The following is a 20,235-nucleotide window of genomic DNA, read 5'->3' on the forward strand; positions in this document are numbered from 1 at the left end:
GCCCGGGACTCGTTATTCGCCGACGCTGATCTTCAGGCCGGCCGCTATCGCAAAGGGTGTCAGTGTCACGGCCAGGGCGGTCAGGCTGGCCAGCCAGAGCAGGTGTCCGGTCGCGGGCATATTCTGCAACGCCGCCTGCAACGCACCACTGCCCAGGATCAATACAGGGATATACAACGGCAGAATAAGCAACGCCAGCAGCAAACCACCGCGCTTGAGCCCGACCGTCAACGCCGCGCCCACCGCCCCCAGCAAGCTCAGCACCGGAGTGCCGAGCAGCAGCGAGCCGAGCAGCACCGGCAGGCAGGCGACTGGCAAACCCAGCATCAGCGCCAGCAGTGGCGCCAACAATACCAGCGCCAGCCCGGAAAAGGTCCAGTGCGCCAGAACCTTGGCCAGCACCAGCAATGGCAGTGGATGCGGTGATAGCACCCACTGCTCCAGCGAGCCATCCTCGAAATCGCTGCGGAACAGGCCGTCCAACGACAGCAATACCGCGAGCAAGGCCGCGACCCAGACCAGTCCAGGCGACAAGGTTTGCAACAATTGCGTCTCGGGGCCGACCGCCAGCGGAAACAGCGCCACGACGATGGCGAAGAACACCAGCGGGTTGGCCAGCTCCGCCGGGCGACGGAACAACAGGCGCGCTTCGCGGCGCAGCAACAGAAGGAATACGCTCATGCCGCCCACTGCCCCAGGTTGAGTTCACGGTAGCCGGACGGTCTGTGCTCGAGGTTGTGATGGGTGGTCAGCACCACCGTGCCCCCCTGCTCGCAGTGCGCGGCCAGGTGCGCTTCGAGCTGGGCCACCCCCTGCTTGTCGAGGGCGGTGAACGGTTCATCGAGGATCCACAGTGGCGGGCAGTCCAGGTACAGGCGGGCCAGGGCGACGCGGCGCTGCTGGCCGGCCGAGAGGGTGTGGCAAGGCACATCCTCGAATCCGCGCAGGCCGACCGCCTCGAGAGCCGTCCAGATGCCCTCGCGGGTCGCGGGTCGATGCAGGGCGCAGAGCCAGGCAAGGTTCTCTTCGGCCGTCAGCAACTCCTTGATCCCGGCAGCATGCCCGATCCACAGCAGGATACTGGCCAGAGCATGGCGCTGCTCGCCGAGGGCGCGGCCATCGAGCAGGATCTGCCCTGCCGTCGGCTGCATCAGGCCGGCCAACAGGCGCAGCAGGCTGGTCTTGCCGCTGCCATTGGGGCCGCTGACCTGCAGCATGTCGCCGGGGCGCAGTTCGAAGTCAAGGTGCTCGAAGAGCAGTCGCCAGTCGCGCTCGCAGGCAAGGTTCGCGGCTTGGAGGTGGAGGGTCACGGTTTCGCCTTATGCTGTTCATGGCGTGTCGAGCAATGCGCCTTCTTCGCGGGCAAGCCCGCTCCCACAGAGGCAGCAGCGATCCTGTGGGAGCGGGCTTGCCCGCGAATGAAACACCGCAGATCAACACCCTTGTCTCAAGTCGCCCTGCCACTGGCCGTTATACTGGCAGTGGCAACGCGACCGGCATTATTACATGTGCCATCCCGCTGCCAAGAGGGCTGGCTCGACAGGTTGTATACAATCATGACGGAAATCAATAGTCTCGGCGCACAAAGCGCATTCGCAGCGCAGGTGGCCAAGGCCAGCCTGACCGGTGAGCTGCTGCGCCTGAGTCAAGCGCAACCCGGCCTGATCCCCCCGGGCCAGACTGCCCAGGCCGAAGTGCTGAACCTGCGCCAGGTAGGCCAGGACTTCATGATGCTGTTGCGCCTGAGCCTGCCCAACGGCAACCAGACCCAGGTGCAGGCCAGTGCCAACCAGCCCCTGCCCCCCGGCAGCCAGATCACGCTCGGCCAAGCCGATAGCAACCGCCTGGCGGTGGTTTTCCAACAGGCCAGCGCCAGCAACATCGCCACCCTCACTCAGCTCGACACCGGCAAGATACCGATCGGCACCTTGCTGCAAGGCAAGGTGCTGACCAGCCAGGCACTGCCCGGCGGCGCGGCGCAGAGCACAGCGTTCCGCTCGCTGGTGAGTCTGCTCAACAGCAGCCAGGCCGGCGCCACCCTGACCATCGACAGCCCACGTCCGTTGGCGGTCGGCAGCCTGCTCAGCGCGCTGGTGCAAGGCGACCAGTCGCTGCGCTTCGTACCCCTGAGCGGGCGCCAGGACCAACTGACCATCGCCCAGCAACTGCTGACCCAAACCAGCCGCCAGGCGTCGCTGCCAACCTTGCTCAACGCCTTGCAGCAGATCGCCAGCGCCCCCGCTGGCAACAGCGAGCTGAGCGCTACCGCCGCGCGCCTGCTGGCCAGCCTGCCAACCCCCGCACAGCTGGGCGACGCCAAGAGCATCGCCCAGGCGCTGAACAACAGTGGCGCGTTTCTCGAAGCCAAGCTGCTCGGCGGCCTTGGCGCGGGAGTGGCTCCAGACCTCAAGGCGCAACTGGTGCGCCTGGTGGCGCAAGTCTTGCCGAGCGTTCCGGGCAACCCTACATTCAATCCGGCGCTGGCCGCCACCGCCCTGGCCCAGGTCCTGCCGGGCATGGCCCGCAGCGCCCTGGGCATGCTCGACCAAGTCAGCAGCCGCCCGCAGCCCGGCACCTTCCCCCTGCCCTCACGTCTGCTGCAAAGCCTGGAAGAAAAAGGCGACCTGCAGCAACTGCTGCGCCTGGCCGCCGCCGCCATTTCGCGGGTACAAAGTCATCAACTGGCCAGCCTGCAGCAGACCGGTACCACCGAGAGCGGCAACCAGCAGACCACCTGGCAAACCGAGATCCCCTTGCGTCACGGCCAGGAGTTCATCCCGCTGCAGGCCAAGCTGCAACGCGAGGACACCCCACGGCAACAAGCCGACTCGCAGCGCGAGCAGCGCGATCCGCTCGAGTCGTTGTGGCGCATCGACCTGGCCTTCGACCTGCCGCCGCTGGGCCCACTACAGGTCCAGGCCCAGCTCACCCAAGGCCGACTCAGCGGCCAGCTGTGGGCCGAGCGCCCGCAAACCGCCGAACTGATCGACAGCCAGCTTGGCAGCCTGCGCGAACGCCTGCTGGCACGGGGCCTGGACGTTGGCGATCTGGAATGTCACCCCGGCATCCCGCCACAAGGCCCGCGCACACGACTGGAACAACGCTGGGTGGATGAAACCGCATGAGCAACAAAGCCCCCCGCCAGGCCATTGCCCTGAGCTACGACGGTGATCAGGCGCCCACCCTGAGCGCCAAGGGTGAGGACGAACTGGCCGAAGCCATCCTCGCCCTGGCCCGCGAACACGAAGTGCCGATCTACGAGAACGCCGAACTGGTGAGCCTGCTGGCACGCCTGGAGCTGGGTGAGCAGATCCCCGAAGCGCTGTACCTGACTATCGCCGAAATCATTGCCTTCGCCTGGCAACTGCGCGGCAAGGTACCGGAGAACTTCGACGACTCGGCGCCAGGCGAGCGTGACATCACCCCTGGCAACCCGCTGCTGCCTTAGAGCCATTGAGCTATCCGGTGCTGGGACACCTATATCTAACAGCCGGTTTCTATCGCCATATCGCCCGGCTCAGACGGATGACCGGGCCTGCCGCTGTTGAATACGCTGCGCGAGATAAACAACCTGTGTGGTATCCAGCGCATCAACTCATGGCTGTTCGTTGACCTGGCACAGGCACTACGGCTGATGGACGAGCTGTTACCGCCAGCACCAGTGGTACGGGTCGGCGGCAGCCAATCCTGGCTGAGGGAATGAGGGGAGAAACGGGGCCGCAAAGCGACCCGCGATGACAAGCTCGAATAAGTGCCGTTCGACACTCAGTCGCGCCGATGCAACTTGCTCATCAACTCCGCCTCGGCCTGGGTCAGCCCGCAGCTTTCAGTGAGTTCGGACACGCTTGCGCCCATCCCCACCAACTTGGCCGCCTGGGAGAAGGTGACATTGTTGGGGTCGCGCTGCTCCAGTTGCAGGAGCCTGTCAGGCAGCGGCGCGACCGCCGCGCGCAGTTCATGGATGGCTTCCCCCATGCGCACGGTGACGTTCTGGTAGTCATCCAGGCGTTTGGCCAGGTCCCTGATGCGCTGGTCACGCAGCGCATCGCCCTGGGCCTGCTGACTGGCCAGCTCGCGCTGGCGCTTGCTGTAGTTGAGGAAGAACCACAGGCTCAGCGCCCACAACAGCGCCAGGAGGATTACCGCAGCCTCGAAGATCACCTCAGATGTTCTCCAGCTCCGACCACTCTTCCTCGGTCATCATCTTATCCAGCTCGACCAGGATCAGCAGCTCGCCGTTCTTGTTGCACACGCCCTGGATGAACTTGGCCGACTCTTCGTTACCGACGTTCGGCGCAGTCTCGATCTCCGACTGACGCAGATAGACCACTTCGGCCACGCTGTCGACCAGGATGCCGACCACCTGCTTGTCCGCCTCGATGATCACGATACGGGTGTTGTCGGTGACGTCCGAGGGCATCAGGCCGAAACGCTGGCGGGTGTCGATCACGGTGACCACGTTGCCGCGCAGGTTGATGATACCGAGCACATAGCTCGGCGCACCCGGCACTGGAGCGATTTCGGTATAGCGCAGGACTTCCTGCACCTGCATGACGTTGATGCCGTAGGACTCGTTGTCCAGACGGAAGGTGACCCACTGCAGGATCGGATCTTCGGAACCTTGTGCAGACGACTTTTTCATTCCCCTAGCCCTCTTGTACCGCCGTTGGCGGTGTGCTCGTTGAGGCCGCGGCAGATGCGGCGCCCATGTCAGTTGTGTTTGGTATTCAGCTGCTTGACCGCACCACTGGCGATCAGCTCGGCCAGCTCGGCGACGTCGAGCAAGGCGCACATGTGTTCGATCACCGTGCCTGCCAGCCACGGGCGTTGGCCACGCTGGCTGCGCCACTTGATCTCGGCCGGGTCCAGGCGCAGCGAGCGGCTGACCTGATGCACCGCCAGTCCCCACTCGTAGCCCTGCACGGAAATCACGTACTGCAAGCCTTGGCGGAAATCCTCGCGGTAGCGGTCAGGCATGACCCAGCGTGCGGTGTCCAGCACCTTCAGGTTGCCGGCCTGGCAACTGAGGATGCCGAGGAACCAGTCCGGTTGGCCGAACAGCGGCGTGAGCTCCTGGCCGGCCAGGCTGTAGATCGACCCCAGGCACACCAGCGGCACCGCCAGGGTCAGCCCGGCGACGTCGAACAGCAGGCATTCGAAAGGCTCCGCTGCCCAGGCCGGACGCCCGTCGACGGTAGCCGGCGGCACCGGTGCAGCAGGTGACGGCAGGTGGACTTCGACCAGCGGGGCGACCGGCTCTATGGCTTGGGTCTGGGTCAGCACCGGAATCGAAGCCTCGGCCAGCACTTGCTCTTCGACCACGCTGACCACCGGCTCCACCGGCGGCAGCAGCGTCGGCAGGATCCTGGGCGCAGGCTCGGCAAAGGGTTTGAGCGCCACCACCGACTCAGGCTGGCGGACGGCATCGCGGGCTTGTTCTTCACGAACCGCAGCGGCGAATTCGTCGCTGGGCTCGGCTGCCTGTGGCTGCACTGTCGGCAGCGGCGCCTCAGGCACTTCAACCGGCTCGGTGGCTTCCTGCAGCAGGCCGTCGAGGTACGACTGCAGGGCCAGTTGCGGCTTGCTGGTGATCTGCGGAGCGCGGTTCATCAGGCCACCTGCAATGCGTTGCGGTAGGTCAGCAGGTGCTTGAGCAGCGCCCGGTAGGCGATCACACCGCGGCTCTTGCCGTCGAACTGCGAGGGCGTGACGCCGTTGCGGCTGGCATCGCGCAGGCGCGTGTCGACCGGAATGTAACCCTGCCAGACCTGCTCGCCGTAGGTGTCGCGCAGCACTTTGAGCGTGCCGAGCGAGGCCTGGGTACGGCGGTCGAACAGGGTCGGGACGATCTGGAAGGGTAGCGCCTGCTTGCGTGAGCGGTTGATCATCGCCAGGGTGCCGACCATCCGCTCCAGGCCCTTGACCGCGAGGAACTCGGTCTGCACCGGGATCACCAGTTGTTGGCTGGCCGCCAGGGCGTTGACCATCAGCACACCCAGCAAGGGCGGGCTGTCGATCAGGGCAAAGTCGAAATCCTGCCACAGCTGCGCCAGACTCTTGGCGATTACCAGGCCCAGGCCATTCTGGCCCGGCGACTGGCGCTCCAGCACCGCCAGTGCAGTGCTCGAGGGCAGCAACGAGATACGCTCATGGCTGGTCGGCAGCAGCAACTGCCCCGGCAGCCCTTCGGGCACCACGCCCTTGTGCAGGAACAGGTCGTAGCAGCTGTGCTCCAGGGCGTCGGGATTGTGCCCGAAATAGCTGGTCATCGAGCCGTGCGGGTCGAGGTCGACGACGACCACGCGCTTGCCCGCCTCGGCCAGCAGGCCGGCCAGGGCGATGGTGGTGGTGGTCTTGCCGACGCCACCTTTTTGATTGGCTACTGCCCAGACTCTCATCGTGCGTTGCTTCCTCCCAGCATGGGCGAAATGTCCCGCCGGGAACGGTTCTATAGATTCGGTGACGGAGATTTGACGGGATTGCTCCCGACCGTCGTGGCTGGCGTAGCTGGTGCACTTTGTGTGCCAGCACGGCGCAACGCTGCGTCCGGGGTGGCGTTGGCGCTGCCGGAGCCCGTCAGGCTGCGGCGCACTTCGAGATTGCGCGAAATCACCAGCACCACGCGACGATTGCGCGCCCGGCCATCGGCGGTATCGTTGCTGGCGACCGGTTGATACTCGCCGTAACCCACCGAGGCCATGCGCGCCGGGCTCACCCCTTCCATTGCCAGCAAGCGCACGATGCTCGCCGCGCGCGCCGACGACAACTCCCAGTTGGTCGGGTACTGGGCAGTGCGGATCGGCAGATTGTCGGTGAAGCCTTCGACATGCACCGGGTTGGCGAACGGCTTGAGGATCCGGGCCACCTTCTCGATGATCTCGAAGGCGATGTCGCTTGGCATGGCATCGCCGCTGCCGAACAACAATGCCGAGTTGAGTTCGATCTCCACCCACAGCTCATTGCCAAGCACGGTCATCTGGTTCGACTTGATCAAGTCGCCGAAGGCATCGGCCACCTGGTCGGTGATGGTCTTGAGCGGGTCGACGCTGGTCTGTCCCAGGCCTGCATCGACCTGGTCACTGTCCTTGATCAGGGGTTCTGCCGGCTTGATCGTCAGCGGGCGCTCATCGCCGATCGGGATCGGCTTGAGGCTGCGCTCGGGGTCGTTGAACACTCCGATCAGCGCCTGGGAAATGACCTTGTACTTGCCCTCGTTGATCGAGGAAATCGAATACATCACCACGAAAAAGGCGAACAGCAAGGTGATGAAGTCGGCGTACGAGACCAGCCAGCGCTCGTGGTTCTCATGCTCCTCGGTATGGCGACGACGACGCATGGCTTACTCCATGAAGCCTTGCAGCTTCAGCTCGATCGAGCGTGGGTTCTCGCCTTCGGCGATCGACAGCAGCCCCTCGAGCAGCATCTCGCGGTAACGCGACTGGCGCATGACGATGGCCTTGAGCTTGTTGGCCACCGGCAGCAGGATCAGGTTGGCACTGGCCACACCATAGATGGTGGCGACGAAGGCCACGGCGATGCCGTTACCCAGTTGCGACGGATCGGCCAGGTTGCCCATCACATGGATCAAGCCCATCACCGCACCGATGATACCGATGGTCGGCGCGTAGCCGCCCATGCTCTCGAAGACCTTGGCAGCCTGGATGTCACGGCTCTCCTGGGTGAGGAAGTCGACCTCGAGAATGCTGCGGATCGACTCAGGCTCCGCGCCGTCGACCAGCAACTGCAAACCTTTGCGTGCGTATGGGTCCGGTTCGGCATCGGCGACGCCCTCCAGCCCCAGCAGGCCTTCCTTGCGCGCAGTCAGGCTCCAGTTGACGACACGATCGATGCCGCCAGCCAGGTCGACCCGAGGCGGGAAGAAAATCCAGCGCAGGATCTGCAACGCACGCTTGAACGCCGACAGCGGCGACTGCAGCAGCGCCGCGGCCAGGGTGCCGCCGATGACGATCAGCCCGGCAGGGCCGTTGAGCAGCGCACCGACGTGTCCGCCTTCGAGGAAGTTGCCGCCGACGATGGCGACGAACGCCAGGATCAGGCCGATAAGGCTAAGAACATCCATCAGACACAGGCCTCTACCAGGTGCTTGCCGATCTCGTCCAGGCTGTACACGGCGTCGGCCAGGTTGGCTTTGACGATCGCCATGGGCATGCCGTAGATCACGCAGCTTGCCTCGTCCTGGGCCCATACGGTGCTGCCGCCCTGCTTGAGCAGGCGAGCACCTTCGCGTCCGTCGGCACCCATGCCGGTCAGCACGACCGACAGCACCTTGTCACCGTAGGTCTTGGCCGCCGAGCCGAAGGTGATGTCCACGCAGGGTTTGTAGTTCAGGCGTTCGTCACCCGGCAGGATCTTCACCGTGCCACGGCCATCGACCATCATCTGCTTGCCTCCCGGGGCCAGCAGCGCAAGGCCTGGACGCAGCACATCACCGTCCTCGGCCTCCTTGACGCTGATCTTGCACAGCTTGTCGAGGCGCTCGGCAAAGGCCTTGGTGAACGCCGCAGGCATGTGCTGAATCAGCACGATGGGGGCCGGGAAGTTGGCGGGCAGTTGCGTCAGCACCCGCTGCAGGGCCACCGGGCCGCCTGTGGAGGTGCCGATGGCCACCAGCTTGTAGGGCTTGCGCTTGGGCGCCGGCGAATGGCTGGCGGCAGGCGCAACGCTGCGTACCGGCGCCGCAGGGCGTGTCGGTGCAGCGCTGCCCAAGGTGCTGGCCGGGGCGTGGCTGGTGCTCGACGCAGCGCTGGCAACCGGGCTTGGCGCGTGGCTGGCGAAGCTGCTGAAACGGCGATTGCTGCGCGAGATGGTATGGACCTTCTCGCACAGCATCTGCTTGACCTTCTCGGGGTTGCGCGAAATATCCTCGAAGTTCTTCGGCAGGTAGTCGACCGCCCCTGCGTCCAGCGCATCGAGGGTGACACGCGCACCTTCGTGGGTGAGCGAAGAGAACATCAGGACCGGTGTCGGGCAGCGCTGCATGATGTGCCGCACGGCGGTAATGCCGTCCATCATCGGCATCTCGTAGTCCATGGTGATCACGTCAGGCTTGAGCGCCAGCGCCTGATCGATCGCTTCCTTGCCGTTGGTCGCGGTGCCGACCACCTGGATGGTCGGGTCCGCCGAGAGGATTTCCGAGACACGGCGGCGGAAGAAACCGGAATCATCCACCACCAGGACCTTGACTGCCATAAACACTCCGTTAGGCGGCGCAACCGCCAGGTCGCGCCGCCGAAATCAAATACGCCGGGCGGCGTAACGCTTGAGCATGCTCGGGACGTCGAGGATCAGCGCGATACGACCGTCACCGGTGATGGTGGCGCCGGACATGCCCGGGGTGCCCTGCAGCATCTTGCCCAGCGGCTTGATCACCACCTCTTCCTGGCCCACCAACTGGTCGACCACGAAGCCGATGCGCTGAGTACCGACCGACAGGATCACCACATGCCCTTCGAGCTGCTCCTCGTGCTGCTGGTCCTGGACCAGCCAGCGCTTGAGGTAGAACAGCGGCAGCGCCTTGTCGCGCACGATCACCACTTCCTGGCCATCGACCACGTTGGTGCGCGACAGGTCGAGATGGAAGATCTCGTTGACGTTGACCAGCGGGAAGGCGAACGCCTGGTTGGCCAGCATCACCATCAGCGTCGGCATGATTGCCAGCGTCAGCGGCACCTTGATGACGATCTTAGAGCCCTGGCCCTTGGCCGAGAAGATGTTGATCGAGCCATTGAGCTGGGAAATCTTGGTCTTCACCACATCCATGCCCACACCGCGGCCGGACACGTCGGAGATCTCGGTCTTGGTCGAGAAGCCCGGGGCGAAGATCAGGTTGTAGCAATCCGACTCGCTCAGGCGGTCGGCTGCATCCTTGTCCATCAGGCCCTTCTCGACCGCTTTGGCGCGCAGGACGTTCGGGTCCATGCCTTTGCCGTCGTCGGAGATCGACAGCAGGATATGGTCACCCTCCTGCTCGGCCGACAGCACCACCCGACCGGTACGCGCCTTGCCGGAGGCCTCGCGTTCCTCGGGGGTCTCGACGCCATGGTCGACCGCGTTGCGCACCAAGTGCACCAGCGGGTCGGCCAGGGCCTCGACCAGGTTCTTGTCCAGGTCGGTCTCTTCGCCGACCAGCTCCAGGTTGATCTCTTTCTTGAGCTGGCGGGCCAAGTCGCGTACCAGGCGCGGGAAGCGGCCGAAGACCTTCTTGATCGGCTGCATGCGGGTCTTCATGACCGCGGTCTGCAGGTCGGCAGTGACCACGTCGAGGTTGGACACGGCCTTGGACATGGCCTCGTCGCCGCTATTCAGGCCCAGGCGCACCAGGCGGTTACGCACCAGCACCAGTTCGCCGACCATGTTCATGATTTCATCCAGGCGCGCAGTATCGACCCGCACCGTGGTTTCCGCTTCGCTGGCGCCATGCTTGTCGGCAGCCGGCGCTGCAGCGCGTGCCGGTGCCGGAGCAGCGGCCGGCTTGGCAGCCGCGGCGGGGGCAGGCGCCGGCTTGGCGACAGGCTTGCTTTCGGCCTTGGCAGCAGGCGCGGCAGCCACGGCAACGGCTGGCGCTTCAGCCGCGACGGCATCGCCACTGAACTTGCCCTTGCCATGCAGTTGGTCCAGCAGGGCCTCGAACTCGTTGTCGGTGATGTGATCGCCGACAGGTTCGGCCGCTGGCGCAGAGGCGGTGGCTTCGACGCTCGGCAGTGCATCGGCGGCAAAAGCGCCCTTGCCATGCAACTGATCGAGCAGCGCCTCGAACTCTTCGTCGGTGATCTCGTCACCGGCCGGCGTCGCGACTGCAGCCTCCGGTTCGCTCGCCGCGACTTCCGGCGAGAACTGACCCTTGCCATGCAGTTGGTCGAGCAGCGACTCGAACTCGGCGTCGGTGATCTCGTCGGCACTGCCGGAAACGGCTTCGCCCTGCGACTGCTCGGCCGCCTCGGCCTGGGCCTTGACCGCGTCGAGGGAGTCAAGCAGTTGCTCGAACTCGGTATCGGTGATGTCCGCCTCGGCAGCCGGGGCCTCGACGACCGCCGCCACGGCAACCGGTGCCACGGCATCGGCGCTGGCCGGTTCGGCCAGGCGCGACAGCGCGGCGAGCAGCTCTGGCGTGGCCGGGGTGATGTCGCTGCGCTCGCGAACCTGGCCAAACATGCTGTTGACCGTGTCGAGCGCTTCGAGCACCACATCCATCAGTTCGGCATCGACCCGGCGCTCTCCCTTGCGCAGGATGTCGAAGACGTTCTCGGCAATGTGGCAGCACTCCACCAGCTCATTGAGCTGAAGGAAGCCGGCGCCCCCTTTTACAGTGTGAAAACCGCGAAAGATCGCATTGAGCAGGTCCGCATCATCAGGTCGGCTTTCCAGCTCGACCAGTTGCTCGGACAGTTGCTCGAGGATTTCGCCGGCTTCTACCAGGAAATCCTGAAGGATTTCTTCATCGGCGCCGAAGCTCATTAAACGTGCTCCCTAAAAACCCAGGCTGGACAGCAGATCGTCGACATCGTCCTGACCGGACACGACGTCTTCACGCTTATCGGCATGAATCTGCGGACCTTCACCCCGAGTTGGATGTTTTTCTTCATCTTTTTCAGCGCGCAATTGATCGTGGTCATGTTCGATGCCGGCAAAGCGGTCGACTTGACTTGCCATCAACACGAGCTTGAGCAGATTGCTTTCGACTTCGGTGACCAGCGCGGTCACCCGCTTGATCACCTGCCCGGTCAGGTCCTGATAGTCCTGAGCCAGGAGAATATCGTTGAGATGGCCGGCCACCTTGCGGTTACCTTCGGCGCTGTGCGTCAGGAAACTGTCGACGCGCTTGACCAACTCACGAAATTCAGGCGCTGCCACCTCGCGGCGCATGAAGCGCTGCCAGTCGGCAGACAGATTCTGGGCTTCGGATGCCAGATCGTTGAGCACAGGCGTGCTTTGCTCGACCAGGTCCATGGTGCGATTGGCCGCGTTCTCGGTCAGCCGGACCACGTAGGACAGCCGTTCGGTGGCGTCGGTGATCTGCGACACTTCCTCGGCCTGCGGCATGCGCGGATCGATCTGGAAACTGACGATAGCGCTGTGCAGCTCGCGAGTGAGCTTGCCCACTTCCTGATAAAGGCCGCGGTCGCGGGTCTGGTTGAGCTGGTGGATCAGCTGCACCGCCTCGCCGAACTGGCCGCGTTCCAGGCTTTGCACCAGTTGCTCGGCGTGCTTCTTCAGGGTCGACTCGAACTCCCCCAGAGAATCGTTTCTTGATTCCATAGCGCCCCCAGACATGGCTCAGCCGTTGACGCGTTCGAAGATCTTTTCGATCTTTTCTTTGAGTACCTGCGCGGTGAAAGGCTTGACCACATAGCCGTTGACCCCGGCCTGGGCCGCTTCGATGATCTGGTCGCGCTTGGCCTCGGCGGTCACCATCAGCACCGGCATGCCCTTGAGACGGTCGTGGGCGCGCACCTTGCGCAGCAGGTCGATGCCGGACATGCCAGGCATGTTCCAGTCGGTCACCAGGAAGTCGTAGTGACCGCTTTCGAGCATCGGCAGAGCCGTGGTGCCATCGTCGGCTTCGTCGGTGTTGGTGAAGCCCAGATCACGCAACAGGTTCTTGATGATCCGCCGCATCGTCGAGAAGTCGTCAACGATGAGGATTTTCATATCTTTGTTCAATTAGACCTCCAAGCAGTCTTAAACGCGCTCGTCTCACAAGCGCGCGCTCAATCAATTCGGCACCACGTAAAACGACTGCATCGAACCCGGGTTCACCGCGCTCGCCATTCACCCAACCGACTGCGCAGACGCGCCGCGCACTGGCTGTGCAACTGGCTGACACGCGATTCGCTGACCCCCAGCACTTCCCCGATTTCCTTGAGGTTCAACTCTTCGTCGTAGTACAGCGCCAGGACCAGGCGCTCGCGCTCCGGCAGGTTGGCGATCGCGTCGGTCAGTGCAGCCTGGAAGCGTTCGTCTTCCAGGTCACGCGACGGCTCGACCTGGCCGCTGACACCGTCCTCGTGAAGCCCTTCGTGTTCGCCGTCCTGCAGCAGGTCGTCGAAACTGAACAGGCGGCTGCCCAAGGTATCGTTCAGAATCCCGTAATAATCGTCGAGACCCAATTGGAGTTCGGCAGCAACCTCGTGATCTTTAGCGTCACGACCGGTTCTTGCTTCGACGGCGCGAATCGCGTCACTGACCATGCGCGTGTTGCGGTGCACCGAACGCGGCGCCCAATCACCCTTGCGCACCTCGTCGAGCATGGCGCCACGGATGCGGATGCCGGCATAGGTCTCGAAGCTCGCACCCTTGCTGGCGTCGTACTTGTTGGCCACTTCCAGCAGGCCGATCATGCCGGCCTGGATCAGGTCCTCGACCTGCACGTTGGCCGGCAGGCGTGCCAACAGGTGATAGGCAATCCGCTTGACCAGCGGGGCATAGCGCTCGACCAGCTCGTACTGAGCGTCCTTGGACGCCTTGCTGTACATCTTGAATCCGCTCGCACTCATAGCACCGGCCCCGCACTGGTGGGCTGTACCAGGCGCTCGACGAAGAACTCCAGGTGCCCGCGCGGGTTGGCCGGCAGCGGCCAGCTGTCGACCTTCTGCGCAATGGCCTTGAACGCCAGGGCGCATTTGGAGCGCGGGAAGGCCTCGTACACGGCGCGCTGCTTCTGCACCGCCTTGCGCACGCATTCGTCGTAGGGCACGGCGCCCACGTACTGCAAGGCCACGTCGAGGAAACGGTCGGTGACCTTGGTCAGCTTGGCGAACAGGTTGCGTCCTTCCTGCGGGCTCTGCGCCATGTTGGCCAGGACGCGGAAACGATTCATGCCGTAATCGCGGTTGAGCAGCTTGATCAGGGCGTAGGCGTCGGTGATCGAGGTGGGCTCGTCGCACACCACCAGCAACACTTCCTGCGCCGCGCGAACGAAACTGACCACCGAGTCACCGATACCTGCAGCGGTGTCGATCACCAATACATCGAGGTTGTCGCCGATCTCGCTGAACGCCTGGATCAGCCCGGCATGCTGGGCTGGCGCCAGGTGCACCATGCTCTGGGTACCCGAGGCCGCCGGCACGATGCGCACGCCGCCCGGCCCCTGCAACAGCACGTCGCGCAGCTCGCAGCGTCCTTCGATGACGTCGGCCAGGGTACGTTTGGGGGTCAACCCCAGCAGCACGTCGACGTTGGCCAGACCCAGGTCGGCGTCCAGCAGCATGACCCGGCGGCCGAGTTCAGCCAGCGCCAGGGACAGGTTCACTGAAACGTTGGTCTTGCCGACGCCACCTTTGCCACCGGTGACGGCGATCACCTGTACGGGATGCATGCTACCCATGTCTGTTCTTTACCTTGTCTCGCGTGGGACCTGCCCACTTGAAGGGCCGCTGTCGACCCCCTGCGCCGTTCATCTTCAACCCGCGCGCTTATCGGGATTGTGGTAGAGATCAGCGAACATGTCGGCCATGGCCTCTTCGCTGGGCTCTTCCTGCAACTGCACGCTGACCGCGCGGCTCACCAACTGATGCTTGCGCGGCAACTGCAGGTCGTCAGGAATGCGCGGACCATCGGTGAGATAGGCCACGGGCAGTTCGTGACTGATGGCCAGGCTCAGCACTTCGCCGAGGCTGCCCGTTTCATCGAGCTTGGTCAGGATGCAACCGGCCAGGCCACAGCGCTTGTAGCTGTGATAGGCGGCGGTCAGCACCTGTTTCTGGCTGGTGGTGGCCAGTACCAGGTAGTTCTTGGCGGCGATGCCGCGGCTGGCGAGCGATTCGAGCTGCATGCGCAGCGCCGGATCGCTGGCCTGAAGACCGGCGGTGTCGATCAGCACCACGCGCTTGCGCAGCAGTGGTTCCAGGGCCTGGGCCAGCGACTGGCCCGGATCGACATAGGTCACCGGCACATTGAGGATGCGCCCGAGGGTCTTGAGCTGCTCCTGGGCACCGATGCGGTAGCTGTCCATGCTCACCAGCGCCAGCTGCTGCGAGCCGTACTTGAGCACATAGCGCGCGGCGAGCTTGGCCAGGGTGGTGGTCTTGCCCATGCCGGCCGGGCCGACCATGGCGATGACCCCGCCCTCCTCGATCGGCTCTACCTCAGGCACCTCGATCAGGCGCGCCAGGTGTGCCAGGACCATGCGCCAAGCCTGACGCGGGTCTTCGATCTCACCGGCCCGCTCAAGCAGATCACGAGCGATCGGGCCAGACAGGCCCAGGCGCTGCAAGCGACGCCAGAGGTTGGCCTGCTGCGGCTTGTTGCCCTGCAATTGGCCCCAGGCAAGCGAGCCAAGCTGCACTTCGAGCAGCTCGCGCAAGCCCGAAAGCTCCGAACGCATAGCGTCGAAGACGCGCTTGTCGACCGTCGGGGCCGCAGGGGCCGGCGCAGGCGCCGGAACATCCACATGCGGCTCGACCAGCGGCTCGGACGCGGTCAGCGACAGGCCGGCAAACAATTGCCGGTTGCCGAGTTCGGCGTCACCACGCCCATCCAGCTCGGCCTGGGCGGTGGCGATGCGCGAATGGGTCTTGCGCAGCTCGTCCTCGAGCTCGACATTCGGCACGCGTGGGGCCAGGGCGGACAGCTTGTAGTCCAGCGCGGCCGTCAGTTCGACACCGCCGGCGATACGCCGGTTGCCGATGATTGCGGCATCGGCGCCAAGCTCATCACGGACCAGCTTCATGGCCTGACGCATATCGGCGGCGAAAAAACGCTTAACTTGCATAACCCACTACCTCAGCCGTTAGGGCCCACGGTGGCAACGATGGTGACTTGCTTGTTGTCCGGTATTTCCTGGTACGCCAGCACATGCAGGTTGGGCACGGCCAGACGACCGAATCTCGACAGCATGGCACGGATCGGGCCGGCGACCAGGAGGATGGCCGGCTGGCCTTGCATCTCCTGGCGCTGCGCCGCCTCGATCAGCGAACGCTGCAACTTCTCGGCCATGCTCGGCTCAAGAAGAACACCGTCTTCCTGACCCTGCCCGGCCCTTTGCAGACTATTGAGCAAGATCTGTTCCAACCTTGGCTCAAGGGTGATCACAGGCAGCTCGGACTCAACGCCGACAATGCTTTGCACGATGGCGCGTGACAAGCCGACCCGCACCGACGCCACCAACGCGGCGGTATCTTGACTCTTGGCGGCATTGTTGGCGATGGCCTCGGCAATGCTGCGGATGTCACGCACGGGCACCTGCTCGGCAAGCAGGGCCTGCAGGACCTTGAGCAACCCCGACAAGGAAATGACACCTGGCACCAATTCCTCGGCAAGTTTCGGCGATGCCTTGGACAGCACCTGCAGCAACTGCTGGACCTCTTCATGGCCGATCAGCTCGTGGCAGTGCTTCTGCAGGATCTGGTTGAGGTGAGTAGCGACCACGGTGCTGGCATCGACCACCGTGTAACCCAAGGACTGCGCCTGGGCGCGCTGGGCCACATCGATCCACACCGCCTCCAGACCAAAGGCCGGGTCGCGCGCGGCGATACCATTGAGAGTGCCGAACACCTGTCCAGGGTTGATCGCCAGCTCGCGGTCGGGGTAGATCTCGGCCTCGGCCAGGATCACCCCCATCAGCGTCAGGCGATAGGCACTGGGCTGCAGGTCGAGGTTGTCGCGAATGTGCACGGTGGGCATGAGAAAGCCCAGGTCTTGCGAGAGTTTCTTGCGCACGCCCTTGATCCGCGCCAGCAACTGGCCGCCCTGGTTGCGGTCGACCAGCGGAATCAGGCGATAACCGACTTCCAGGCCGATCATGTCGATCGGCGTGACGTCGTCCCAGCCCAGCTCCTTGGTTTCCATGGCGCGCTGCGGCGATGGCAGCAGATCCTGTTGGCGCTGCGCTTCCTGCACGGCCAGGAGCTTGGCCTTCTGCTGCTTCTTCCACACCATGTAGGCGCCGCCGCCGGCCAGCACGCCGAGGCTGAGGAAGGCGATGTGTGGCATACCCGGCACCAGCCCCATCACCACCATCAGCGCGCCGGAAACGGCCAGCGCCTTGGGCGAATCGAACATCTGCCGGTTGATCAGCTTGCCCATGTCCTCGGAGCCCGAGGCGCGGGTGACCATGATCGCGGCCGCAGTGGACAGCAGCAGCGAGGGCAACTGCGCCACCAAACCGTCACCGATGGTCAACAAAGCGTACACCTTGCCGGCGTCGCTGAAGGTCATGCCATGCTGCAGCATGCCGATGAGCATGCCGCCGATGAGGTTGATGAACAGGATGAGCAGGCCGGCAATGGCGTCGCCACGCACGAACTTGCTGGCACCGTCCATCGAACCGTAGAACTCGGCCTCCTGGGCGACCTCGGCACGGCGCGCCTTGGCCTGGGCCTGGTCGATCAAGCCGGCGTTGAGGTCGGCGTCGATGGCCATCTGCTTGCCGGGCATGGCGTCGAGGGTGAAGCGCGCGCTCACCTCGGAAATACGCCCGGCACCCTTGGTCACCACGACAAAGTTGATGATCATCAGGATGGCGAACACCACCGCACCGACCACGTAGTTGCCGCCGATCACCACCTCACCGAAGGCCTGTATCACCTTGCCCGCCGCTCCGTGGCCCTCCTGGCCGTGGAGCATGACCACGCGGGTCGAGGCGACGTTGAGCGCCAGGCGCAGCAGCGTCGCCACCAGCAGGATGGTCGGAAAGGCGGCGAAATCCAGTGGGCGCAGGGCGTAGACGCAGACCAGCAGGACCACGATCGACAGCGCGATGTTGAAGGTGAAGAACACATCGAGCAGGAACGGCGGGATGGGCAACATCATCATTGCCAGCATCACCAGCAGCAACAGCGGTACACCCAGGTTCCCCCGACCGAGACCGGCCAGGTTGTTACGGGCGTTGCTGATTAACTGTGCGCGATCCACCGGGTATCCTCTTCAAGCAAAACTTTGACGCCTGGACGGCGCTTGGGCGTGGCTTTGCAAGAAGCTTTCCAACTTTGCCGGGGTACGGGGCCAGGCGCTCTGTTGCGGTGTTTTCGCGGTCCACGGCGGTGTTCTTTTCGCGGGCAAGCCCGCGCCTACAGAATCAACTGTCGCGCTGCAGGTCCGGCGGGATCGGCAGATCCTTCTTCAGCGGCTCGGGCGGCTTGCCCTTGCCCGAGCGGTACTGGCGAATCTGGAACACGTACGCCAGCACCTGCGCCACTGCCAGGTACAGACCGGCCGGAATCTCGTGCTCAAGCTCCGTGGAGTAGTAGATCGCCCGTGCCAGCGCCGGCGATTCGAGGATCTGTACCTTGTGCTCCTGGCCGATCTCGCGGATCTTCAAGGCCAGGAAGTCGGTGCCCTTGGCCAGCAGCAGCGGCGCCGCACCGCCCTTCTCCGGGTCGTACTTGAGCGCCACGGCATAGTGCGTCGGGTTGGTGATGATCACATCGGCCTCGGGCACCGCCGCCATCATCCTGCGCTGCGACGCCTCGCGCTGCAGTTGGCGAATGCGCTGCTTCACCTCCGGCTTGCCCTCGGTATCCTTGTATTCGTCGCGCACTTCCTGCTTGGTCATCTTCAGCTTCTTGTGCGTCTGCCAGAGCTGGAACGGCACATCGACGATGGCGATCAGCAGCAGACCCGCCGCCATCCACAAGGCGCTCCAGCCCACCACCTGCACGCTGTGGATGATCGCCTGCTCGAGCGGCTCCTTGGCAATCGCCATCAGCGCCTCGCGGTCGTTGGCCAGCACCACCAGCGCCACCACCAGCACCAGGAAGAACTTGGCCACCGCCTTGAGCAGTTCGGTCAGCGAGTTCAGCGAGAACATGCGCTTGATCCCGGACAGCGGGTTCATCCGGCTGAACTTGGGCTGCAGCAAGGAGCCGGAAAACAGAAAGCCGCCCAGGGCGATAGGGGCCACGAACGATACGACGAACAGCAGCACCAGCACCGGCTGGGTAGCCCAGATGGCCATCTTGCCCGAGGCCATCAGGAAGGCGCCCATGGCCCGCTCGTCGACTATCACTTCGCGCGACAGGCTGAAGTTCACGCGCATCAGCGTCATCAGGGTTTCGGCAAGGTGGCCGCCGAAGGCCAGCAAGGCGCCGGCGCCACCCAGGGTCACCGCAAAGGTGTTGAGCTCTTTGGAACGGGCGATGTCACCCTTTTCCCGTGCGTCGCGCTTGCGCTTCTCGGTAGGTTCCTCTGTCTTGTCCTGACCGCTCTCGCTCTCTGCCATGCTCAGGGCGCCCGTGCCAGCTCACGCAGCCACTGCAAGGCCTCGCTGGCCAGTTGCTGGTAGTGCGAGAGGATGTCGGCAAGCCCGACCCAGAAGATGGCCAGCCCCAGCACCAGGGTCAGCGGGAAACCAATGGAGAAGATGTTCAGCTGTGGCGCGGCTCGGGTCATCACACCAAAGGCGATGTTGATCACCAACAGGGCTGCGATGACTGGCAGGATCAGAACCAGCCCCGCTCCCAGCACCCAGCCCAGGCGTCCGGCAATCTCCCAGAAATGCGCGACCACCAGGGCATTGCCCACCGGCAGCGTGGTGAAGCTTTCGGTCAGTACCTCGATCACCACCAGGTGGCCGTTCATCAGCAGGAACAGCACACTCACCAGCATGGTCAGGAACTGCCCGACCACCGCTACGTTGACGCCGTTGGCCGGGTCGATCATCGAGGCCATCGCCATGCCCAGCTGAATCGCCACGATCTGCCCGGCGACGACGAACGCCTGGAACAGCATCTGCAAGGAAAACCCGAACAGCGCGCCGACGATGATCTGTTCGGCGCACAGCAGCACGCCACGCACGCTCAAGGGCTCGAACTCGGGCAGCGGCGGCAGGCCGGGCACGATCACCACGGTGATCGCGACCGCCACATACAGGCGTATGCGCGCCGGCAGCATGCGCGTACCGAACACCGGCATGGTCATCAGCACCGCTGCCACGCGAAACAGCGGCAGGATGAAGGTGGCGACCCAGGTGCCGATCTGCGCGGCGCTCAGCTCGAGCATGGGCTCATCATCCGATCAACTGCGGAATGCCGCTGTACAGGCCGGTCATGTATTCCATGAACTTCTGCACCAGCCACGGACCGACCACGATCAGGGTGATCAGCATCACCAGCAGGCGCGGCAGGAAACTCAGGGTCTGTTCGTTGATCTGCGTGGCCGCCTGGAAGATCGCCACCAGCAGGCCGACCAGCAGGCTCGGCACCACCAGTACCGCTACCATCAGGGCCGTCAGCCAGAGCGCATCGCGGAACAGGTCGACGGCAACTTCAGGGGTCATCG

General features: G+C 64.2%; 21 protein-coding genes. 2 read left to right on the forward strand and 19 right to left on the reverse strand.

The window, feature by feature from the left end; all coding sequences use genetic code 11:
* Positions 1–12: 12 nt before the first annotated feature.
* The gene (gene ccmB / locus AB688_RS20100; RefSeq protein WP_063545669.1) at positions 13–681 is read right to left on the reverse strand and encodes a heme exporter protein CcmB; all 669 of its coding nucleotides are present in this window, start codon (positions 679–681) and stop codon (positions 13–15) included.
* Entirely contained in the window at positions 678–1,310 is a 633-nt protein-coding gene (gene ccmA / locus AB688_RS20105) for a cytochrome c biogenesis heme-transporting ATPase CcmA (RefSeq protein WP_063545670.1), read from the reverse strand. Before ccmA ends, ccmB begins: the two co-directional genes overlap by 4 nt.
* Positions 1,311–1,556: 246 nt before the next feature.
* On the opposite strand from ccmA, the gene AB688_RS20110 reads away from it, so the two are divergent.
* Together AB688_RS20110 and AB688_RS20115 are read left to right on the forward strand one after the other, a co-directional pair.
* Positions 1,557–3,125 (forward strand): flagellar hook-length control protein FliK, encoded by a 1,569-nt coding sequence (locus tag AB688_RS20110; RefSeq protein WP_063545671.1) that lies wholly within the window; start codon positions 1,557–1,559, stop codon positions 3,123–3,125.
* Complete coding sequence (locus AB688_RS20115; RefSeq protein ID WP_054895570.1) at positions 3,122–3,448, forward strand: EscU/YscU/HrcU family type III secretion system export apparatus switch protein; 327 nt, start codon at positions 3,122–3,124, stop codon at positions 3,446–3,448. Before AB688_RS20110 ends, AB688_RS20115 begins: the two co-directional genes overlap by 4 nt.
* A gap of 317 nt (positions 3,449–3,765) precedes the next feature.
* On the opposite strand, the gene AB688_RS20120 is transcribed toward AB688_RS20115, so the two are convergent.
* The 17 genes from AB688_RS20120 to fliQ all read right to left on the reverse strand — a co-directional run bounded on the left by AB688_RS20120 (position 3,766) and on the right by fliQ (position 20,233).
* Positions 3,766–4,161 (reverse strand): DUF2802 domain-containing protein, encoded by a 396-nt coding sequence (locus AB688_RS20120; protein ID WP_054895569.1) that lies wholly within the window; start codon positions 4,159–4,161, stop codon positions 3,766–3,768.
* Between the two features lies 1 nt (position 4,162).
* Positions 4,163–4,642 carry a chemotaxis protein CheW gene (locus tag AB688_RS20125; protein ID WP_016393802.1) on the reverse strand — a complete coding sequence of 160 codons (480 nt, stop codon included), beginning with the start codon at positions 4,640–4,642 and terminating at the stop codon, positions 4,163–4,165.
* Positions 4,643–4,710: 68 nt separating this feature from the next.
* Positions 4,711–5,610, reverse strand: a complete 900-nt coding sequence (locus tag AB688_RS20130; protein ID WP_063545672.1) for a CheW domain-containing protein — start codon at positions 5,608–5,610, stop codon at positions 4,711–4,713.
* The gene (locus AB688_RS20135) at positions 5,610–6,398 is read right to left on the reverse strand and encodes a ParA family protein (protein ID WP_054895567.1); all 789 of its coding nucleotides are present in this window, start codon (positions 6,396–6,398) and stop codon (positions 5,610–5,612) included. Before AB688_RS20135 ends, AB688_RS20130 begins: the two co-directional genes overlap by 1 nt.
* A 50-nt stretch (positions 6,399–6,448) precedes the next feature.
* Positions 6,449–7,336, reverse strand: a complete 888-nt coding sequence (motD, locus tag AB688_RS20140; RefSeq protein WP_063545673.1) for a flagellar motor protein MotD — start codon at positions 7,334–7,336, stop codon at positions 6,449–6,451.
* Positions 7,337–7,339: 3 nt separating this feature from the next.
* A complete protein-coding gene (locus tag AB688_RS20145) occupies positions 7,340–8,080 on the reverse strand; it encodes a flagellar motor protein (RefSeq protein ID WP_054895565.1) in 741 nt (246 codons plus the stop codon).
* On the reverse strand, positions 8,080–9,210 hold the full coding sequence (locus AB688_RS20150; RefSeq protein WP_054895564.1) for a protein-glutamate methylesterase/protein-glutamine glutaminase: 1,131 nt from the start codon (positions 9,208–9,210) through the stop codon (positions 8,080–8,082). Before AB688_RS20150 ends, AB688_RS20145 begins: the two co-directional genes overlap by 1 nt.
* A 45-nt stretch (positions 9,211–9,255) precedes the next feature.
* The gene (locus AB688_RS20155) at positions 9,256–11,475 is read right to left on the reverse strand and encodes a chemotaxis protein CheA (protein ID WP_063545674.1); all 2,220 of its coding nucleotides are present in this window, start codon (positions 11,473–11,475) and stop codon (positions 9,256–9,258) included.
* A 12-nt stretch (positions 11,476–11,487) separates the two neighbouring features.
* The gene (locus AB688_RS20160; RefSeq protein ID WP_054895562.1) at positions 11,488–12,276 is read right to left on the reverse strand and encodes a protein phosphatase CheZ; all 789 of its coding nucleotides are present in this window, start codon (positions 12,274–12,276) and stop codon (positions 11,488–11,490) included.
* 18 nt (positions 12,277–12,294) lie between these two features.
* The gene (locus tag AB688_RS20165) at positions 12,295–12,669 is read right to left on the reverse strand and encodes a chemotaxis response regulator CheY (protein WP_104881405.1); all 375 of its coding nucleotides are present in this window, start codon (positions 12,667–12,669) and stop codon (positions 12,295–12,297) included.
* Between the two features lie 104 nt (positions 12,670–12,773).
* Positions 12,774–13,514: an RNA polymerase sigma factor FliA gene (gene fliA / locus AB688_RS20170; protein ID WP_054895561.1), complete on the reverse strand. Its 741-nt coding sequence runs from the start codon at positions 13,512–13,514 to the stop codon at positions 12,774–12,776.
* Positions 13,511–14,344, reverse strand: coding sequence for a flagellar synthesis regulator FleN (fleN, locus tag AB688_RS20175; RefSeq protein WP_016393812.1), 834 nt, complete (start codon positions 14,342–14,344; stop codon positions 13,511–13,513). Before fleN ends, fliA begins: the two co-directional genes overlap by 4 nt.
* 75 nt (positions 14,345–14,419) lie before the next feature.
* Positions 14,420–15,730 carry a flagellar biosynthesis protein FlhF gene (flhF, locus tag AB688_RS20180; protein ID WP_063545675.1) on the reverse strand — a complete coding sequence of 437 codons (1,311 nt, stop codon included), beginning with the start codon at positions 15,728–15,730 and terminating at the stop codon, positions 14,420–14,422.
* A gap of 11 nt (positions 15,731–15,741) precedes the next feature.
* On the reverse strand, positions 15,742–17,871 hold the full coding sequence (gene flhA / locus AB688_RS20185; protein WP_063545676.1) for a flagellar biosynthesis protein FlhA: 2,130 nt from the start codon (positions 17,869–17,871) through the stop codon (positions 15,742–15,744).
* A 163-nt stretch (positions 17,872–18,034) separates the two neighbouring features.
* Positions 18,035–19,177 (reverse strand): flagellar biosynthesis protein FlhB, encoded by a 1,143-nt coding sequence (gene flhB / locus AB688_RS20190; RefSeq protein ID WP_063545677.1) that lies wholly within the window; start codon positions 19,175–19,177, stop codon positions 18,035–18,037.
* A 2-nt stretch (positions 19,178–19,179) separates the two neighbouring features.
* Positions 19,180–19,956, reverse strand: a complete 777-nt coding sequence (gene fliR, locus AB688_RS20195; protein WP_054891868.1) for a flagellar biosynthetic protein FliR — start codon at positions 19,954–19,956, stop codon at positions 19,180–19,182.
* A gap of 7 nt (positions 19,957–19,963) precedes the next feature.
* On the reverse strand, positions 19,964–20,233 hold the full coding sequence (fliQ, locus tag AB688_RS20200; protein WP_054891869.1) for a flagellar biosynthesis protein FliQ: 270 nt from the start codon (positions 20,231–20,233) through the stop codon (positions 19,964–19,966).
* Positions 20,234–20,235 lie beyond the last annotated feature (2 nt).

Origin of the sequence: Pseudomonas putida (genome assembly GCF_001636055.1) — a bacterium.
Taxonomy (GTDB): domain Bacteria; phylum Pseudomonadota; class Gammaproteobacteria; order Pseudomonadales; family Pseudomonadaceae; genus Aquipseudomonas; species Aquipseudomonas machongensis.

Bases quoted from the DNA above. Each gene is read 5' to 3' on its own strand.
- ccmB (WP_063545669.1), bottom strand. From the start codon at position 681: ATGAGCGTATTCCTTCTGTTGCTGCGCCGCGAAGCGCGCCTGTTGTTC.
- AB688_RS20110 (WP_063545671.1), top strand. From the start codon at position 1,557: ATGACGGAAATCAATAGTCTCGGCGCACAAAGCGCATTCGCAGCGCAG.
- AB688_RS20115 (WP_054895570.1), top strand. From the start codon at position 3,122: ATGAGCAACAAAGCCCCCCGCCAGGCCATTGCCCTGAGCTACGACGGT.
- AB688_RS20125 (WP_016393802.1), bottom strand. From the start codon at position 4,642: ATGAAAAAGTCGTCTGCACAAGGTTCCGAAGATCCGATCCTGCAGTGG.
- AB688_RS20130 (WP_063545672.1), bottom strand. From the start codon at position 5,610: ATGAACCGCGCTCCGCAGATCACCAGCAAGCCGCAACTGGCCCTGCAG.
- AB688_RS20135 (WP_054895567.1), bottom strand. From the start codon at position 6,398: ATGAGAGTCTGGGCAGTAGCCAATCAAAAAGGTGGCGTCGGCAAGACC.
- motD (WP_063545673.1), bottom strand. From the start codon at position 7,336: ATGCGTCGTCGTCGCCATACCGAGGAGCATGAGAACCACGAGCGCTGG.
- AB688_RS20145 (WP_054895565.1), bottom strand. From the start codon at position 8,080: ATGGATGTTCTTAGCCTTATCGGCCTGATCCTGGCGTTCGTCGCCATC.
- AB688_RS20150 (WP_054895564.1), bottom strand. From the start codon at position 9,210: ATGGCAGTCAAGGTCCTGGTGGTGGATGATTCCGGTTTCTTCCGCCGC.
- AB688_RS20155 (WP_063545674.1), bottom strand. From the start codon at position 11,475: ATGAGCTTCGGCGCCGATGAAGAAATCCTTCAGGATTTCCTGGTAGAA.
- AB688_RS20160 (WP_054895562.1), bottom strand. From the start codon at position 12,276: ATGGAATCAAGAAACGATTCTCTGGGGGAGTTCGAGTCGACCCTGAAG.
- AB688_RS20165 (WP_104881405.1), bottom strand. From the start codon at position 12,669: ATGAAAATCCTCATCGTTGACGACTTCTCGACGATGCGGCGGATCATC.
- fliA (WP_054895561.1), bottom strand. From the start codon at position 13,514: ATGAGTGCGAGCGGATTCAAGATGTACAGCAAGGCGTCCAAGGACGCT.
- fleN (WP_016393812.1), bottom strand. From the start codon at position 14,344: ATGGGTAGCATGCATCCCGTACAGGTGATCGCCGTCACCGGTGGCAAA.
- flhF (WP_063545675.1), bottom strand. From the start codon at position 15,730: ATGCAAGTTAAGCGTTTTTTCGCCGCCGATATGCGTCAGGCCATGAAG.
- flhB (WP_063545677.1), bottom strand. From the start codon at position 19,177: ATGGCAGAGAGCGAGAGCGGTCAGGACAAGACAGAGGAACCTACCGAG.
- fliR (WP_054891868.1), bottom strand. From the start codon at position 19,956: ATGCTCGAGCTGAGCGCCGCGCAGATCGGCACCTGGGTCGCCACCTTC.
- fliQ (WP_054891869.1), bottom strand. From the start codon at position 20,233: ATGACCCCTGAAGTTGCCGTCGACCTGTTCCGCGATGCGCTCTGGCTG.